Source organism: Paraburkholderia aromaticivorans (assembly GCF_002278075.1).
In the GTDB taxonomy this organism is placed as follows: domain Bacteria; phylum Pseudomonadota; class Gammaproteobacteria; order Burkholderiales; family Burkholderiaceae; genus Paraburkholderia; species Paraburkholderia aromaticivorans.
This window is the reverse complement of record NZ_CP022989.1, coordinates 452,520-467,041: the sequence shown is the minus strand read 5'-3', so window position 1 is coordinate 467,041 and position 14,522 is coordinate 452,520. Positions and strand designations below refer to the sequence as shown.

At 59.6% G+C, this 14,522-nt stretch carries 21 protein-coding genes and 1 pseudogene; 11 read left to right on the top strand and 11 right to left on the bottom strand.

Annotation, left to right across the window (positions count from 1 at the left end; all coding sequences use genetic code 11):
* Positions 1-237 precede the first annotated feature (237 nt).
* Together CJU94_RS41670 and CJU94_RS41665 are read left to right on the top strand one after the other, a co-directional pair.
* Complete coding sequence (locus tag CJU94_RS41670; protein ID WP_244220904.1) at positions 238-588, top strand: hypothetical protein; 351 nt, start codon at positions 238-240, stop codon at positions 586-588.
* A 39-nt stretch (positions 589-627) separates the two neighbouring features.
* On the top strand, positions 628-912 hold the full coding sequence (locus CJU94_RS41665) for an ester cyclase (protein ID WP_244220903.1): 285 nt from the start codon (positions 628-630) through the stop codon (positions 910-912).
* A 733-nt stretch (positions 913-1,645) separates the two neighbouring features.
* Here the strand turns inward: CJU94_RS41665 and CJU94_RS41320 are convergent.
* The 4 genes from CJU94_RS41320 to CJU94_RS02030 form a co-directional block, all read right to left on the bottom strand.
* Complete coding sequence (locus CJU94_RS41320; protein WP_167397508.1) at positions 1,646-1,795, bottom strand: hypothetical protein; 150 nt, start codon at positions 1,793-1,795, stop codon at positions 1,646-1,648.
* Positions 1,796-2,466: 671 nt separating this feature from the next.
* A complete protein-coding gene (locus CJU94_RS02040) occupies positions 2,467-2,991 on the bottom strand; it encodes a universal stress protein (RefSeq protein WP_095417343.1) in 525 nt (174 codons plus the stop codon).
* A gap of 301 nt (positions 2,992-3,292) precedes the next feature.
* The gene (locus CJU94_RS02035) at positions 3,293-3,508 is read right to left on the bottom strand and encodes a hypothetical protein (RefSeq protein ID WP_157763707.1); all 216 of its coding nucleotides are present in this window, start codon (positions 3,506-3,508) and stop codon (positions 3,293-3,295) included.
* Positions 3,509-3,596: 88 nt separating this feature from the next.
* Positions 3,597-3,830 (bottom strand): hypothetical protein, encoded by a 234-nt coding sequence (locus CJU94_RS02030; protein WP_095417341.1) that lies wholly within the window; start codon positions 3,828-3,830, stop codon positions 3,597-3,599.
* A gap of 663 nt (positions 3,831-4,493) precedes the next feature.
* On the opposite strand from CJU94_RS02030, the gene CJU94_RS42490 reads away from it, so the two are divergent.
* The 9 genes and pseudogenes from CJU94_RS42490 (at position 4,494) to CJU94_RS01980 (ending at position 10,283) form a co-directional block, all read left to right on the top strand.
* Positions 4,494-4,778: a hypothetical protein gene (locus tag CJU94_RS42490; protein WP_157763706.1), complete on the top strand. Its 285-nt coding sequence runs from the start codon at positions 4,494-4,496 to the stop codon at positions 4,776-4,778.
* Positions 4,775-5,740, top strand: coding sequence for a sensor histidine kinase (locus CJU94_RS42485; protein ID WP_095417338.1), 966 nt, complete (start codon positions 4,775-4,777; stop codon positions 5,738-5,740). Before CJU94_RS42490 ends, CJU94_RS42485 begins: the two co-directional genes overlap by 4 nt.
* A pseudogene (locus CJU94_RS02010) lies at positions 5,688-6,407 on the top strand (Crp/Fnr family transcriptional regulator). Before CJU94_RS42485 ends, CJU94_RS02010 begins: the two are co-directional and overlap by 53 nt.
* Positions 6,408-6,809: 402 nt before the next feature.
* Complete coding sequence (locus CJU94_RS02005) at positions 6,810-7,286, top strand: CreA family protein (RefSeq protein WP_095417337.1); 477 nt, start codon at positions 6,810-6,812, stop codon at positions 7,284-7,286.
* A 100-nt stretch (positions 7,287-7,386) separates the two neighbouring features.
* The gene (locus CJU94_RS02000; protein ID WP_095420181.1) at positions 7,387-8,286 is read left to right on the top strand and encodes an ADP-polyphosphate phosphotransferase; all 900 of its coding nucleotides are present in this window, start codon (positions 7,387-7,389) and stop codon (positions 8,284-8,286) included.
* A 234-nt stretch (positions 8,287-8,520) separates the two neighbouring features.
* Complete coding sequence (locus tag CJU94_RS01995) at positions 8,521-8,838, top strand: ArsR/SmtB family transcription factor (protein WP_095417336.1); 318 nt, start codon at positions 8,521-8,523, stop codon at positions 8,836-8,838.
* A 14-nt stretch (positions 8,839-8,852) separates the two neighbouring features.
* A complete protein-coding gene (locus tag CJU94_RS01990) occupies positions 8,853-9,287 on the top strand; it encodes a YeeE/YedE family protein (protein WP_095417335.1) in 435 nt (144 codons plus the stop codon).
* Between the two features lies 1 nt (position 9,288).
* Complete coding sequence (locus CJU94_RS01985; protein WP_095417334.1) at positions 9,289-9,720, top strand: DUF6691 family protein; 432 nt, start codon at positions 9,289-9,291, stop codon at positions 9,718-9,720.
* 32 nt (positions 9,721-9,752) lie between these two features.
* Entirely contained in the window at positions 9,753-10,283 is a 531-nt protein-coding gene (locus CJU94_RS01980) for an aspartate carbamoyltransferase (protein ID WP_095417333.1), read from the top strand.
* Positions 10,284-10,317: 34 nt separating this feature from the next.
* On the opposite strand, the gene arsN2 is transcribed toward CJU94_RS01980, so the two are convergent.
* The 7 genes from arsN2 to CJU94_RS01950 form a co-directional block, all read right to left on the bottom strand.
* Complete coding sequence (arsN2, locus tag CJU94_RS01975; RefSeq protein ID WP_244220901.1) at positions 10,318-10,851, bottom strand: arsenic resistance N-acetyltransferase ArsN2; 534 nt, start codon at positions 10,849-10,851, stop codon at positions 10,318-10,320.
* Positions 10,852-10,926: 75 nt separating this feature from the next.
* On the bottom strand, positions 10,927-11,691 hold the full coding sequence (arsH, locus tag CJU94_RS01970) for an arsenical resistance protein ArsH (RefSeq protein WP_095417331.1): 765 nt from the start codon (positions 11,689-11,691) through the stop codon (positions 10,927-10,929).
* Positions 11,691-12,113, bottom strand: a complete 423-nt coding sequence (gene arsC / locus CJU94_RS01965; RefSeq protein WP_095417330.1) for an arsenate reductase (glutaredoxin) — start codon at positions 12,111-12,113, stop codon at positions 11,691-11,693. Before arsC ends, arsH begins: the two co-directional genes overlap by 1 nt.
* Entirely contained in the window at positions 12,110-13,195 is a 1,086-nt protein-coding gene (arsB, locus tag CJU94_RS01960) for an ACR3 family arsenite efflux transporter (RefSeq protein WP_095417329.1), read from the bottom strand. Before arsB ends, arsC begins: the two co-directional genes overlap by 4 nt.
* Positions 13,182-13,343 (bottom strand): hypothetical protein, encoded by a 162-nt coding sequence (locus CJU94_RS40700; RefSeq protein WP_157763705.1) that lies wholly within the window; start codon positions 13,341-13,343, stop codon positions 13,182-13,184. Before CJU94_RS40700 ends, arsB begins: the two co-directional genes overlap by 14 nt.
* The gene (locus tag CJU94_RS01955; RefSeq protein ID WP_095417328.1) at positions 13,340-13,795 is read right to left on the bottom strand and encodes an ArsI/CadI family heavy metal resistance metalloenzyme; all 456 of its coding nucleotides are present in this window, start codon (positions 13,793-13,795) and stop codon (positions 13,340-13,342) included. Before CJU94_RS01955 ends, CJU94_RS40700 begins: the two co-directional genes overlap by 4 nt.
* Entirely contained in the window at positions 13,792-14,124 is a 333-nt protein-coding gene (locus CJU94_RS01950) for an ArsR/SmtB family transcription factor (RefSeq protein WP_095417327.1), read from the bottom strand. The genes CJU94_RS01955 and CJU94_RS01950 overlap by 4 nt, the downstream gene beginning before the upstream one ends.
* Positions 14,125-14,522: the final 398 nt, after the last annotated feature.

The following is a 14,522-nucleotide window of genomic DNA, read 5'->3' as shown; positions in this document are numbered from 1 at the left end:
AATGCGTATGCGATTGCGCGATCACCTGCTTGAGGCAAGCGGGAATATTTCATTTGAGTGGCTGAAACAGCTTGGCGGCTGTGTTGATTCGCCTCGCCGCCGCGAAAAGCCCACTGCGCAACGTCGTTGGCCTTCACGATTTTCACGGATCTTATACCGCCCACTCACTTTGTGACACCCCATAAAAGGCTATGGCGTTCAATTTCTATATGCGTGTTGTTGGTAAAGCATCGTGACATGACTACTGCTTTTCGATACTTCATATCGGATTCGACAGCTTCTTACTTTCTGTCACGCCGTTATCATGCGTTAATCTCCGGCTCAATGCGGCATGCGGATCAGGAAGAATACCTTCTTTCATGTCCGCGTGTTTGCCGGATGCCAATTCGCATCGCTGAACTCGACAGGGAAAAGCGTGTAGCATCGGCGAGTCCACGGCTCGCCGTGTGCATTCGTCAGGAGTATTGGAACATGACCCGGCCCGCCGACGAACATCTCGCTCGCCAAGCGATTGAAGACTTCTACCGCGCTTTCGAGCAAAAGAACGTCGCGTTGCTGCGACGGGTCGTCACCCCTGACTGGGAATAGATTCCCGAGCCTGCCGGAGTTGTGGCGGGACCCGACCAGATGGTGCAATTGTTCGACAATCTTGCTCAAGCACTTCCCGACCTGAGAGTGACGATTCTCGACGTGCTCGTTCATGACGACCGGGTAGGCGTTCGCGCGGAGATCGGCGGAACTCAGACCGGGACACTGCTTGGTATTGCCGCGAGTTCCAAACACATCAGATTCGCGATTCACTCTTTCCACCAGATGCGCGGAAATCTGATTGCGAAGACGTGGCACCTCGAGGACTGGCTGTCCGTGTTCCGGCAACTTGGCGCGTTACCCCAATCTCTTGAACGGCCTTGAGTGCGTGCGCAGGACCGATGTCATGTCACGAATAATTGTCGATAGCCGGGAAGCACCTCATCGGCGTCTTTTTCGATTCGTTGTATTGCGATATTCGAAGTCGCGAGTGAGCGCCGCGCTATTCGTGTGCTGGGCGGCCGTAATCCGGTTGAACCGTGTCCGCAGCCTTAAAGGAAGGCCAAACGTCACGCGTTATCGACGACGCCACTATGACGCTGGCGCTACGACGAATGCGTACGCTACCGCTACGATGGGTGAGTTGCGTCGTCTATCTGGTCGATTATCGACAGTAGACGCGTTACGCGGCGTGCGCCATCGGGAAGCAATGACTGCGCTGGTTCGAGCGCCGTGATACGCCGACGCCAATAGACTAGCCCAAGGGCGCTACTGGCCGCGAGCTGTGGAAATATGTGTTCGAGGTGAACGATATCCTGTTCGAGTTGATGATGCGACACATCGGTCCTTTGTCTGGAGGGAAGCTCCGGAATGCTGATGTTTCGCCCGATGCCGGGACCGGTCTTTCCGCCGCTGCGCGCACAGAGCCTGGCTGCATGAAGATGGTCCGGTTCCGCCGACCACTGCATACTGATTCAGTCTGTCAACCTTCTACTTGCCCACCAAACCTTGCCGATATCGGTAATGGGATACGATAATTATTATCGCCATCCCGACTAGAACGCCCCACCACGCTGTGGTCATGTTGTACTCCTTCATTCCTCCTGCCTGCCCGACATCAACTGCCTGTCAACGCCACGGAATAGCGCCACTTGCTTGCGTTGGAATCAATGCGGGCATCATTGACGCGCCGTTGTTCCGTCCGCGCCTGGTCCGCCCGTTCGAGCAGAAGTGCTTGTGCCTGACGCGACAGAGCGTATTCGCTCATAGTGCCGCTCGTACGTGGTGCAACTTTGATTTGTGATCGCATGGTCATTCCAGAATAAGGGGCGTCAAACGCGACCCGTACACCGACTGTATACCCTTCGGGCGGTGCAAGCACGCTTTCCTTTGAAAAAGGTTGAGGCCGCAACGGTCATGTCGCGCTCTCGTCGAGCGTGAGACGCAAGCTCCGTCGACGTTGCCGACGATTCGTAGCCCGAAGTGAGATGCGGCCTCGCTCGCGCGGCGTTGTGTAGTGACGCGCGCGCCGTCGCCAGAATTCTCGTGTTTGTACGTCTGACGATTCAGTTCGATGGGAGCCAGATCAGTCAGGCGCGTCGTGGATGGAGCCGGCAGCCCTCGCATGCGACCCGCGCGGCCTTAATGCAGGTGAATCTCCCGGCGAGCCAGCCAGACGCCGGGCAGCATAGGGAGCCAGACGGTCAGGGTGCACAGCAGAAGCGTGGGCGCGTCGGCCAATTGCCGAAGCAGCGTGGTGAAGCCATGCACTCGCTGAGCGATGCGATCGGCGCACGTTGGCCCCATTGTTTGGGTCCCAGCACGCCAGCCGGTGCCGCCGATGTGGCCACGACGAAGATCGCTACGCCGGCCACTAGCGGCGTGTTCAACCGCTGCCGCAGCCACGGCATGCCTGCGCTGGCGATGCCTGGGCCTGCGTTAGCGCGGCAGTTCGTACATCGCCGCGGCGATGTCGGCATGTCCCGGCTTGGCGGCCTGTGCGACGGTGGCGTGCGCTTGCCGGCTCGGCACCAGTAACACCGGCAGGTGCGCACTGCGCACGACGCGCTCTGCCACACTGCCCAGAAACAGGCGCTTGAAACCGCGCCGCCCGTGCGTGCCGAGCACCAGCAGGTCCGCATTGAATTCGTTGGCCGAAATGCGGATGCGTTCCGCAATGTCTTCGCCGATCGGCTCGACGTCGACGATCCGCGGCACGCCGGCAACGTTCTCATGCTCCATGCGCGCCAATGCATCCGCCAGTACCTGCTGGCCTTCCTGCATGCAGGCGTTGCGCAGGACGGTCGGATCGTAGCCGGAGGCGTCGTATGCCATCACTGGGTTGTCGATCACATAGAGCGGCTGCAATTGCGCGCCATTATCACGAGCGAGTTGCAGTGCGCTTTCGAATGCATGTCCGGACGTCTCGCTGCCGTCGATCGCTACCAGAATGCGTTGATACATGTCGGGCCTCCAGTGAATTCGTGCGGACGGCGAGCACCGCCGTGGGGTGGGAATATCTGAGTTCGCCGCGACACAGCCTGAACCTTGCTGTCGGCAATGACGGACTCCCTTTAACAGTTTACTCCGCCGGGCCGGCCCATCGCTAGATTGCAGTCGCCCGGAAGCAGAGCCAGGAACGGCGCTACCTTCGGCCAACAATCATGCAATGCAATGAAGGGATGCCCGGGATGCCGTACTGAAAGACGAGCAATGTGGGAGCTATTGCGGCCTGCACACAGCGATTCGATAGTGTGGTGGCGCGCTATTTCAGATTGTTGAGTTCGGCGCGGGCAAGCGTCTCGACCGATTCCCATGCGGCCTCTTCACGTTCGAAGACCGTGTCGAGCTGGATGTGTTCGTTGCCCTTCGACGCGCCCTTCGGCACGATGCACACACTGGCTACCCAGCCATCGGAAATGTGATCCTTGACGTTCATGTGGGCGTCGTGTGTCGTGCTTGAAATGATCTTGTCTGCCATAGCGCCGTCCGTCTGATCGAACGACAGCCACACTGGCCGTCGTCACTGTTGGTTAAGGCTTGCGATTCGTCGATAACGGTGAGCGCTGCTATATCCCGAACTTATGCTCCGCAATGTATTTATCGCCATACGCGAGTGCCGCCTCATGGCCTTCCTGGCTCGTCGAAAAGATGCCGATGTCGTAGAGTTTGTCAGCCGAAGGAAGCGTGCCTTCCACCGCATGCCGAAGATGAAAATGAAATGTGCCGTCCTGCAGTTCGACGCATTCGGGAGTGAACGTGTGGATACGCGCCTGATACAACTTCTGGATGTTTTCCCTCATGACTTGCCCCTGCCGTTAATGCCTTTGAAGTTTTCTGCTCCGATCGGTCCGGCGCTGTGCGGACTTCGACGAGAGCGGTGATCCGCCCGGCGCCTACGTCCTATCCGACGCACTCGGGTGCCGGCATCGAGCCATTCTTCGCGCTTGACGTGAAGTTGATCGCCCGATCAGGGGCCACTGTTGTTCAGCACGAAGGTGCCGATCAGTCCAGCTTCGTTCCCGCTCGTCGACGATAAGAGAGACGCTACGCGCACGCGCCGGAGAATGCAATACGACAACGTACAGACGGATGCCTATGTTCGAACGCGCAATCCGCTGCGATCGCAGTGCGCGTTTGAGCGTCAGACCGACCCGAATCCGCGGGCCGTTCGGGAACGCACCAATTTCCCCGGCTTTTGGGGCTCGACCGACGCTCGGATCAGTCGGTCGCTCTTGCCGATTTGAACGCTACCGTACGGACTTACCGACCCGCATTTGCGAAGCTGTTCTTTCAACCTGCCGACCGCTCGTGGATTCCTGATCGCGTGAGGCGAGGCAGGCATGGGCGAATCACGCGGTGCCGGTGCTCTCTGAGAAGCAGCCTTGCTGCTCTCCTTGAACATGTGCCGACACGCGCCTCGCTTTGCTCTTCGTGGTCCAATGGGCCGCGAAATGGGGATCAAAATGTCAGCCTATCTGGCGTCCACCGAGCCGTCTTCGGGTGGTTCTGCGTTGAACGGTCTAATCGTGACGGACGCAATAATGAACCGTGGTTGCCGCGCGGCCGAAAGTGGCTTCGTGGCGGATGCGTGTGCGGCGGGCCAACGCATCGACGCACCAGCACTGAGCAATGAGGTCCTGGCCATGGTGGCGCACGAGTTGCGCGCGCCGTTGATGCCGTTGCGGATGGCCAGCCAATTGATCCGCAGCGCATCGGCCGAGCGCCCGGAGATACTCCGGCTGATATGATCGATCGGCAAGTCAGTGGAATCGCACGGCTCGCGCAGGACTTGATGGATGCAACCCGAGTCGATCAGGGCGCGCTTCGGCTCAACAAGTTCGAGTTCGAAATCGCGCCCCTGCTTGCTGACAGTTGCGAGATCACGGCAGCGGCCGCCGCGGCAAAAAATCAGGCTTTTACCGTGTCGATTCCAGACAGGACATTGCGCGTTGAAGGCGATCCAGAACGCTTGACGCAGGCTATCGGTAACCTGTTGCATAACGCGGTGAAATACACGCCGGTGCACGGCAATATACGCATGACCGTGCTTGCCGAGGGAAGCAACGTCGTCATCAGAATCAAAGACGATGGAGCCGGAATTTCGCCTGTGCTGCTGCCGCATATTTTCGAGTTGTTCGCGCAGTGCAGCAGAACGATCGCCTCCAGCGCTGGCGGCCTTGGCATTGGCCTTGCCGTCGTAACGCGATTGCTCAAGCTCACGGGGGTACGGTGTCGGCAGCAAGTGCCGGCCCGGGGGAGGGCAGTGAGTTCACGCTCAAGCTGCCGATCGCCACGTAATCACGTCCGGCTGTGCTTCTTTATGGCCGCGTATCAGTGGAGCGGCGGTTGCCTTTTAGCAGGTGAACCACGCCGGACAGGCAGACGGCGCGACAATCTCGAAGTTCGTGCGATACGCATCCCCAGCGTGCGCCGCCACGCGGTGTCATGCGAGGGCGCGGACCTGTGCCCTGATGTCGACGCGACTTATAATCCTCCTTATATCGGTCAGACTTCGGGTCGCGTAAAGGATGCCGGCCCTTGTCGTGCGTCGGCACAACCCTTAAGGCGTTGGAGCATTCCTCCTTCTATCCATATTTACCGTCAGGAAATCGTCGGCGAAAGCGGCGCGGTTCCGGGCGAGCTGCGGAGCGTGCGAAATGGCCCGAGGTCATCAAGAAAACGAAAATCATCTGCTCGCGGTGCTGCCTGACCTGGAGTGGGAGCGGCTGGCGCCACATCTCGTGCTCGTGGATATGCCGCTAGGCAACGTCGTCTACGAATCGGGCGACCGGCTCAATTAGGTTTATTTCCCGACCACCTGTATCGTGTCGCTGCTGTATGTGATGGAGGACGGTGCGTCCGCCGAGATCGCGATTGTCGGTAACGAAGGGCTGATCGGCATCGCGCTTTTCATGGGGGGCGAGACCACGCCCAGCCGGGCGGTGGTGCAAAGCGCAGGCAAGGCGTATCGGCTGGACGCTCAAATTCTGAAAGATGAATTTCATCGTGCCGGCCCGGTGCAGCGCCTTCTGCTGCGCTATACGCAGGCGCTGATTACCCAGATGGCGCAGACCGCCGTGTGTAATCGACACCACTCGATCGACCAACAGTTGTGCCGGTGGCTCCTGCTTAGCATCGACCGCCTTTCTTCAAACGAACTGAAGATGACGCAGGAGCTGATCGCCAATATGCTGGGCGTTCGCCGGTCCGGTGTGACAGAGGCCGCGCTGAAGTTACAGGACGCAGGCTTGATTCGCTATAGCCATGGCCACATCGAGGTGCTGGACAGGCCGGGGCTCGAAGCACGCGTGTGCGAATGTTACGGCGTGGTGAAGCGTGAATTCGACCGGTTGTTGCCTGCTTTGAAAGCGGTGTGAGGATCGCGTCAGTTTCTCTTCGGGTTTCGGGCGCCTCTGAATATATGGTGTGTGAGAGATACCCGGCGGGCCGCGGTCGTCGGTAAGTAGTTCACGAGCTTTTTATCTTATAGCGGCCTTTTGCTCCGCTCGTTGGAAGCGTAGGCGCCGAACGATTCTTTCCCCGAGCACCAGGGGAATTCCCTGGCGCGGCGCGTGTACCGGTCGAGGAATGTTCGGTCCGTGTCCGAAACGCACCTTGTGCGAATCACAGACTCATTTCAGGGCGACGCCACCCGAATACGCGGGCGTTGACATGCGTCAAACAGCTGGCTGGCGAGTGAAATAGCCTGAAATCAGCCGTTCGTTGCTGCGGAGTTGCGCGATCGAAGAAATGGCTATCGAATACTCGGGAGGTGGAAGATGACCACGCTGGTTCCATGGCGCTCGGGTGTCCTGGGCGCACTGCTGATATTCTCGTGTTCCACCCTCATGGCCAAAGAGCTGGCGACGATCGAAACGCATACGCAGCGGTATGGCTCTCACATTGCCATTTCGGCTTACGACGATCCGCTCGTGAATGGCGTAACGTGCTACGTGTCAGAGTCGCAGTCGGATGGCGCGCTGGGAGGTGGACGCGTCCCCCAGGCTGTAGACATGACGGCATCCTGCCATCAAACGGGCAACATCCGCATAGCCGAAACTGTTGCCCAGCGAGCGCAGGTATTCACGGCCGAGTTGAACCCGGCTTTCGACGCGCTCCATGTCTTCCGGATACTGGACACGGAACGGCACTCACTTGTCTACTTCATCTATTCGGAAAGCGGAGTCGCCGGGGATTTGCCGGGGCGCATCTATGTGATCCGGTTGCCACCAGGTCTCAGGATGCCCGCCAGATAGCGACTACCATGAATGCCGGTTCGCTTCGCGGGTGGGGTACGCCCCTTGTGTGCGGCCGAGGCTTCACGCCCACCTGCATTGATCGGTGATGAGGTTCAACATGAAAATCAAGTCGCGAGATTTTCGGGTCCCGGAACGTGGGCGGGTCAAGCTCGAAAAGTGGCCGACGACGGTGGAGTCCGTATACGAGTCACGAGAACACTACCAACAATTGCTGGGTGAACACGTCGCGCGCCTGAGTTCTCTGCAGCAGTTGCTCTATGCCTCCAACCGCTATGCTGTCCTGCTTATTTTTCAGGCAATGGACGCAGCCGGTAAGGACGGTGCCATCAGGCATGTCATGTCCGGCGTGAACCCCCAAGGTTGTCAGGTTTTCAGCTTCAAGCATCCGAGCCCCATGGAGCTGCAGCACGACTTTCTTTGGCGCACCACACGCGATCTACCCGAGCGCGGACGCATCGGCATCTTCAACCGGTCTTACTACGAAGAGGTGCTGATTGCCCGTGTCCATCCCGAGATTCTGCGTAACGAGGGTCTGCCGGACGCATTGCTCGACGAGAGGACCGTGTGGCATGACCGCTATCGTTCGATCGTGGACCTGGAGTTGCACCTTTCGGGGAACGGCACCCGAATCGTCAAGTTCTACCTTCATATCTCGAAGGAAGAGCAGCGCAAACGCTTCCTGCAACGCATAGACGATCCTGAGAAGAACTGGAAATTAAGTGTTGCCGATGTCGAGGAACGGCGCTACTGGAACCAGTATATGAAAGCCTACGAGCAATGCTTCAACGCGACCAGCACCAGCCATGCTCCCTGGTATATCGTGCCTGCCGACGACAAGGAGAACGCCAGGCTAATCGTGTCCAGCATCGTCCTTGAAACCCTTGACGGTCTTGAGATGACCTACCCGAAGACAAGTGCCGAGCGTAAAAGGGAGTTGCAGGCCATTCGTGCCCGTCTTGAGAAATCAGAAATAGGATCAGGTGAAGTCACCGAATGATCGGTCGACTCATTGCTTATGCACGGCCGGTGGACCCCGGTGTCGAAGTCGGACGCGTTGAGGCGGCAAGACAACACCTGCCTGCGCGACGGCGGACACCACGAGCGCATGCTCACCCCCCCAACGAAGGCGTATTCCCCATTGCCGGTCGAGATCTCCGCGGACGCAAATTATTCTATTTGCAGATAATTTATAAAATAATATAATGTATGAATGTGAATCGTAGACTGCGCGATGAAAAAGAAATCCACTCCGTTCGACCTGTCGGCGATGCAATCGTCGGCGGAAAAGGCCTGTGCGCTTTTGAAGGTTCTGGCCAATCCCGACCGGTTGATACTGATGTGCCAGTTATCCCAAGGGGAGTGGTGCGTGAGCGATCTGGAAGAGCAGTTGGGGATACGTCAGCCCACACTGTCACAGCAACTCGGGGTGCTTCGAGACAACGAACTCGTCGAGACGCGGCGAGAGGGAAAGAGCATCTTTTATTCGATCGCGAGCAAGGAAGCGATTGCGGTCATGGCCGTGCTGTACGAACAGTTTTGCGTCCAATGAAAGTAGGGAGGGGCATGTCGATTGATATCGCGCATTTCACGCCGGGCTTGTCACTGGCCGGCGGCCTGGTGATTGGCGGGGCGGCGGCCGTGCTGGTCCTGTTCAACGGACGTATCGCCGGCATCAGCGGCATTCTGGGCGGGTTGCTGGGTCCGCTGCGCAACGATGCGGGATGGCGTGTCGCTTTTCTGGCGGGACTTGTGGGGGCGCCCGTGCTGGCAAGCTTGCTGGGCCGACCAGTCGTGCCCGACATCCAGGCAGGATGGGGCGAAATACTGGCAGCTGGCTTTCTGGTCGGTATCGGCACGCGCTATGCGGGCGGGTGTACGAGCGGGCATGGTGTCTGTGGCATCTCGCGCGGCTCCGTTCGTTCTCTTGTCGCGACGGCAACCTTCATGGCGAGCGGTTTTCTGACCGTTTTCATCTGCAGGCATCTGCTGGGAGGCTGAGATGGGTGGGCTAACCGCATTACTTTCCGGGCTTCTTTTTGGCACCGGCCTGATGGTGTCCGGCATGGCGAATCCGGCGAAAGTGCTTGGATTTCTCGACCTTGCGGGACGATGGGACCCGTCGCTGGCTTTTGTGATGGCCGGCGCGATCGCCGTTGGCAGTCTCGCTTTTGTGTTTGCAAAGCGCCTCGATAAATCGTTGCTGGGTTTTCCCATGCAGATTCCGGCCAGATCATCCGTTACCTTGCGGCTGGTTTTGGGCAGTGCGGTGTTCGGCGTAGGCTGGGGGCTGGCGGGATTCTGCCCGGGCCCGGCGCTGGTAGCATTGGGTGGGGGTTTTCCGAAGGCATGGGGTTTCGTGGCTGCGATGCTGGCCGGCATGGCTGTGTTCGAATTGTTTCAGCGCGCGAAGCTGAGCCGTCAGCATGCCTGACTAGTCGTGTATGGATTGAGGTAGTGTATTCAATGAAAGCGTTCACATTGCTGACTACTGCTATGGTGATAGCAGGGCTGAACACACCGCTGCAGGCGCTCGCGGCAGACGCTGGGCGCAAAGCTGAGGTGGCGCAGCGCGGTGCGGAGGTGATGCCCTTCAGTCTCCAGTCCACCACACACCTCTTCACGAAATCAGCCAACGGCGGGAGCCAGAGAGTCATTGCGAAGAACCTGTCCGATGAAGTCCAGATCCGGTTGATTCGAACGCATCTGCGTGAAATTCAAGCCGAGTTTCAGCATGGCGATTTTTCCGCGCCTGACAGGATTCACGGCGCGGACATGCCGGGGTTATCGCAGCTTAGGGCGGCGAAGCCTGGTCAGATATCGATCGCATACCGGGACGTGGACGGTGGCGGCGAACTCGTCTTTCGCAGTGCTAGCGGCAAACTGGTGTCCGCGCTTCATGCGTGGTTCGATGCACAGATCTCCGACCACGGCGCCGATGCGATGGACGGCCATATGGCACACCACCCCGGCATGGCGCAGCCGGGATCTGAATAGCATCGCGTGCCGGCTGCCAATGAGTGGGCGCGAATCAGCTTGATTCCAGCCGCCCATCGGCGTCCGGGAGGGGGTTCGGCGGGAGTCGCTTTCGCATGCACGCAGCTGTCGCCGGGCACAGAGCCGCGAACTGCCGGCACAAACGCACTTCGCGAGGCGCCTCGTCGCGACTTACCCGCTCGTAGCCGACTCGTTCAAAAAAGCGTTCCGCGGTCGCCGTCAAAAGCCAGATTTCCTGTCGGCCCAGTGAGCGTGCGTGGCATTCGAGCTGTGCGACCAGTTCCCGCGCGATGCCTGTACCGCGCAATTCCGGCGTGACAGCGAGCGATCGCAAAAGCACGCTCGAGCCGAGTTGCTCAAGGCCGCCGCTACCGACGATCGTCCCGCGTGCATCTTCGGCAACCAGAAATCCTTCGATGAGCGCCCCCGAAACATCCTGTGCGGGTAAGCCATTGGCGAGCAACAGATTCTGGATCCCGGTCAGGTCAGCGGCGACGGCCTTTCTTATCGGCATGGCTCCATGCTCACTCGAAATCGGCTTGTTGCGCGCCAGACGCTTTGCCAGCAATCTGGCGCTTGCCGAAGATAAACGCAACAGCCGAAACCCGCGAGGTTATCAACACGGTCCCCGCGTTTGTCGCTGTCACTCCGTTTCGTTGTCTTCAGTGTCCGCATTGGCGGCCACTGCTTCCTGATTCATGGCCGCGGCCGCGAGGGTCGTTGCAAGCTCCGGGTGCGCTTCCTTTCGCTCGCTGTAGCGATCAGTCAGATAGTCCGACCGGTCGCGCACCAGCAGCGTGAACTTGTACAGTTCCTCCATCACGTCGACAACGCGGTCGTAATACGCCGAGGGCTTCATGCGGCCGTCCGCGTCGAACTCCCGCCACGCCTTCGCCACTGACGACTGGTTCGGGATAGTCACCATACGCATCCACCGGCCGAGAATACGCAGCGCGTTCACGGCGTTGAACGATTGCGATCCGCCACACACCTGCATGACCGCAAGCGTGCGACCTTGCGTTGGGCGGACGCCGCCGCTTTCAAGCGGCAGCCAGTCGATCTGGTTCTTGAATACGGCTGTCAGGGTGCCGTGACGCTCCGGGCTGCACCACACTTGCCCTTCCGACCACTCCGAAAGTTTGCGCAGCTCGACCACCTTCGGATGATCGGGCGGCACGCTGTCCACCAGCGGCAAGCCGTGCGGATCGAATACCCGTGTTTGCGCGCCGAAATGGCGCAGGATGCGTTCAGCTTCGAGCGTGAGAAGCCGGCTATATGAGGTCGGACGCAACGAGCCGAACAGCAGCAGAATTCGCGGAGCGTGTTGCGCGACCGCGCGCGGTTCGAGCTTCTGCAGATCAGGCGTGTCGAGGTGCGCGGCGCTGACGTTCGGCATGTCCTGCGTCATCAGAGCAGTCTCCTTCCTTCGCTATCGACGACCTGTTCCCCATCCTCTTTCGTGAATGGGCCCTTCTGCCGCGCAGGCAGGATGTCGAGCACCATCTCGGATGGCCGGCACAGGCGCACGCCAAGCGGCGTGACCACGAACGGGCGGTTAATCAGGATCGGATGGTCCATCATTGCGTCGAGCAACTGTTCGTCGCTCAGGGACGCATCGTCCAGACCCAGCTCGGCGTAGGGCGTACCCTTTTCACGCAGCGCTGCGCGTACCGTCAAGCCGGCGCGTGCAATCAGGTTCTTCAGTGTTTCCCGGTCAGGCGGGTTCTTCAGGTACTCGATTATTTCCGGCTCGGCCCCGGCATTGCGGATCATGGCCAGCGTGTTGCGCGACGTGCCGCAGTCGGGGTTGTGATAAATCGTGACGCTCATAGCGGTTGCTCCTCGATACTGTGTTTCGCTTCGTACCAGTGCTGCGAGCGGTTGACGATGCTAACGACGAACAGCATCACCGGCACCTCGATCAGCACGCCGACCACCGTGGCGAGAGCCGCGCCGGAATGGAAACCGAACAGGCTGATGGCCGTGGCCACTGCCAGCTCGAAGAAGTTGCTGGCGCCGATCAGGCTGGACGGTCCCGCAACACAGTGCGTGACGCCGAGCCGGCGGTTCAGCAGGTACGCAAGGCCAGAGTTGAAGAACACCTGAATGAGGATCGGCACCGCGAGCATGGCGATCACGAACGGCTCCTCCACGATCGCCTGCCCCTGAAACGCAAACAGCAGCACGAGCGTCGCGAGCAATGCGCTGATCGAATACGGGCCGAGACGGGCGACGGCTTGCCGGAAATACGCTTCACCCCTCGCGAGCAAATGCCGGCGCAACAACTGGGCGAGAACGACGGGGATGACGATGTACAGGACAACCGAAATGATCAGCGTATCCCATGGCACCGTGATAGCCGACAGGCCGAGCAACAGCGCAACGAGCGGCGCGAAGGCCACGATCATGATGGAGTCGTTCAGGGCGACTTGTGAGAGCGTGAAATACGGGTCGCCTTTGCAGAGCTGCGACCAGACGAACACCATCGCCGTGCAGGGCGCGGCAGCCAGCAGGATCAGGCCCGCGATATAGCTGTCGAGCTGGTCGGCGGGAAGCCATGGCGCAAACACGTGGCGGATGAAGATCCAGCCGAGCAAGGCCATCGAGAACGGTTTGACGAACCAGTTCACGAATAGCGTGACGCCGATGCCGCGCCATTGGTTCTTTACCTGGGTCATCGCGGCAAAATCGATCTTGACCAGCATCGGGATGATCATCACCCAGATCAGCACGCCAACCGGGAGATTCACCTGCGCCACCTCCATGCGGCCGATCGCCTGGGAAACTTGCGGAAGCAGTTGCCCAAACAGAATGCCGCCGACGATGCACAGCGCGACCCAGACCGTCAGGTAACGCTCGAAGAATCCGATTGCCGGCCGTGCATTGCCGATGGCCGTATCAGTGCTGCTCATCTGATTCCTCTATGTGGTTCTCACCGGTGGCGCGCATCTCGCGTTGGATTGCGCCAGGGGCCGCCATGTCGACCAGTGCGGCTGCCGCAATGCTGCGCATGCCGTTGCCGGTGCGGAGAATGAGAATTGAGTCAGGTCTGGTGCTCACGCGCGGCTCCGGAAGTTCACGACGGAATCGGCGGGTGCGCAGCATGCAGTTGACGATTCCGGCAGCACATGCGAGTGCCCATATAGCGGCGCAACGTCAAGAGTTCTGAACGTCTCCCATGCGACGCCCTGAGGATCAATCGTCCAGGCCTTGTCCGACCGGGCATAGCAACAGGTCGTTCCTGTCTGCGTGACTACCGGCAATTGTGCTGCGCTAAAACACGCATTCATCTCGGCCAGCTCTGCCTCGGTCTCGACCTGAATGCCGATGTGATCGACACCCGGTTTCGCACCGCGCTGCGAGATCGCGAAGTTCATCGCGGGGTCCGTCAGCTCCCATTTGCAGTAATCGCTCTTGCGAACGGTGGGCTCGGCGTTACCGAACATCGCGCTGTAAAAGCGGATGCTGTCGTTCAGATTCTCAACCGCAACATGGATGTGAATGCGTTTCATGCTTTGCCTGCGCAGCAGTTTGGGAGATCGCTCGCGGCACAGGTCGCGCCCGCGCAGCAGTTCTCCGTGAGGAAATCGATCAGACCTGTCATGGCGTCGAAGTTCGCCGTGTAGATAATGAAACGCCCCTCCTGCCGCGGCTTCACCAGCTCTGCATGTGACAGATCCTTCAGGTGGAAGGACAGGCTGGAAGGGGACAGCCCAAGCTGCTGGGCGATTTCACCCGCCGCCATACCCTCCGGTCCGGCCACCACCAACAGGCGGAAGATCGCGAGGCGCGATTCATGGGCGAGCGCGCTCAGCGCGCGTACGACGAGATCTGAGTCCATGCCCGGAACAATAAAGCATTGGCTTCGATATTTCAAGTATTGTTGAAATAACGTCGCGCGGCTGCCTCGTAGGGATGCGGGGAGGCGTTCGAGGATTGCGACGACTCGAGCAATGGGTGAGGCGGTCACGCAATTCGTCGACGCATGTGACGCATCATTGTCAGGAGTCGCACTTACGAAACGCCGTTCCGTGACTTCCGTGACATAAGCAGCCGAATCCGCCGTCGCGCAACAGTCCGGGCACGACGACGAGCCTTGTGTCGCTCGTCACCATCTGCGCAGCGAAAGGCGCAATGCCGGGAGCGGCGATGACCGCGACCAGCGCGACGGGATTTTGCAGTTTGCCCGTTGCTTCGCGCTCGCGTGCGATGTACGGCGCCGGCGGATTGATCGCGGTG